The following is a 1791-nucleotide window of genomic DNA, read 5'->3' on the forward strand; positions in this document are numbered from 1 at the left end:
GATAGAACCCCCGGATTCGGTACCCGGCATGGTGCACTTGCATGGCGCTCCTCCTGCTTCGAAGGAGTGCCAAAGGTGTTTGAACTTATGCAGACCCAGGAAGCGCTCACCTTTGGCTTCGACATCGGCATCGCTTCGGTCGGCTGGTGTGTGCTCGGGGAGAACCGCATCGTCGATCTGGGCGTGCGCTGCTTCGATGCGGCAGAAACGGCCGACAAAGGCGAATCGCTCAACCTCGCCCGCCGTACGGCGCGCCTCATGCGCCGTCGTCTGCGTCGGCGCGTCTGGCGTCTGACCAAGCTGGCCCGACTGTTGAAACGCGCTGGCCTGATCGCGGACGTGGCTGTTCTCAAACAGCCGCCAGGCAAAGGCTGCAAAACGCCCAACGTATGGCAGCTGCGCGTGCAGGGGCTGGATCGCAAGTTGGAGCCGGAAGAGTGGGCGCGGGTGCTCTACCACATCGTCAAGCATCGGGGCTTTCACTGGCTCAGCCGCGCCGAGGAAAAGAAGGCCGAGGCCGACAAGAAGGAAGGCGGCAAGGTCAAGCAAGGACTTTCCGACACCCAGCGCCGCATGGCTGAAAAGGGCTACCGCAGCGCGGCGGAAATGGTGCTCGCCGAATTTCCAGACGCCCAGCGCAACAAGGCGGGTGATTACAGCAAGGCGCTCTCCCGCGCCCTGCTCGCCGACGAACTGGCGCTGCTGTTCCAGCGCCAACGCGAGCTTGGCAATCCTCATGCCGGCGAGGAACTGGAAATCGCCATTCTCGGCAAGGGCGACAGAAAGAGTGGGCTGCTCTGGGAACAGAAGCCGCCGCTGGCTGGCGCCGATCTGCTCAAGATGCTGGGGCGCTGCACCTTAGAGTGCAGGGGTGGGCCAGACGGCAAGGGCGAATACCGCGCACCCAAAGCCAGCTTCACCGCCGAGCGGCATGTGTGGCTCACGCGCCTGAACAACCTGCGCATCGTGGTCGATGGCGTCACGCGGCCGCTGAACGAGGAAGAACGGCGCATCGCCTTGCCCCTGCCTTACCAGCAGGCCGGCGATTTGAGCTACAAGCAGTTGCGCGCCGCGCTCACCAAGGCGGGGCACGGTGGTTTTCAATTCGCGGGCCTCGCCGAGGACAAGGAGAAAGACACCCTGGTCAAACTGCCCGCCTGGCAGACCTTGCGCAAGACGTTGAAGGAAGCAGGTCTTGAGCCCGAATGGCGGGGTATGGCCAGCGCCGCGTTGGATGGCGATGCTCGCCTGCTCGATGACATCGCGTATGTGCTGTCCGTTTTCAAGGACGGTGCAGAGGTGGAGGCCGAGCTGCGCAAGCTGTCACTGCCGGGCGGCGAAAAGATGATCGAGGCGCTTGCCGGGATCAGCTTCGACAAATTCCACAACCTGTCGCTGAAAGCCTTGCGCAAGATCGTGCCGCACATGGAAGCGGGCCTGCGCTACGACGAGGCCTGTCAGGAAGCCGGCTATCACCACAGCCAGCCGAACCAGAAGGGTTCAGGGAAAACGAAGTATCTGCCGCCGTTCTATGCCGGTCGCGACAAGGATGGCCGCATGGTCTTCGCCGAAGGGCTTGACGTACCGAAAAACCCGGTCGTGCTGCGTGCGCTCAACCAGGCGCGCAAGGTGCTCAACGCATTGGTGCGCCGCTACGGCTCGCCCTCATTCGTTCACATCGAAATGGCTCGCGACCTTTCGGCTCCATCGCGTCTGGTGTGGAACGGGCCGCCGGATGATGTCAGCCTTGGCGGATGCAAGAACAACTCTTCACCCAGGCTTTGGGGCTGA

1 protein-coding gene is annotated in these 1791 nt (G+C 62.9%); it reads left to right on the forward strand.

Annotation, left to right across the window (positions count from 1 at the left end; translation table 11 throughout):
• The first annotated feature begins 87 nt into the window (after positions 1 to 87).
• Positions 88 to 1791: a type II CRISPR RNA-guided endonuclease Cas9 gene (cas9, locus tag BUA29_RS11840; protein WP_084602493.1), complete on the forward strand. Its 1704-nt coding sequence runs from the start codon at positions 88 to 90 to the stop codon at positions 1789 to 1791.

Source organism: Thermomonas hydrothermalis, from assembly GCF_900129205.1.
GTDB lineage: Bacteria > Pseudomonadota > Gammaproteobacteria > Xanthomonadales > Xanthomonadaceae > Thermomonas > Thermomonas hydrothermalis.

Bases quoted from the DNA above. Each gene is read 5' to 3' on its own strand.
- cas9 (WP_084602493.1), top strand. From the start codon at position 88: ATGCAGACCCAGGAAGCGCTCACCTTTGGCTTCGACATCGGCATCGCT.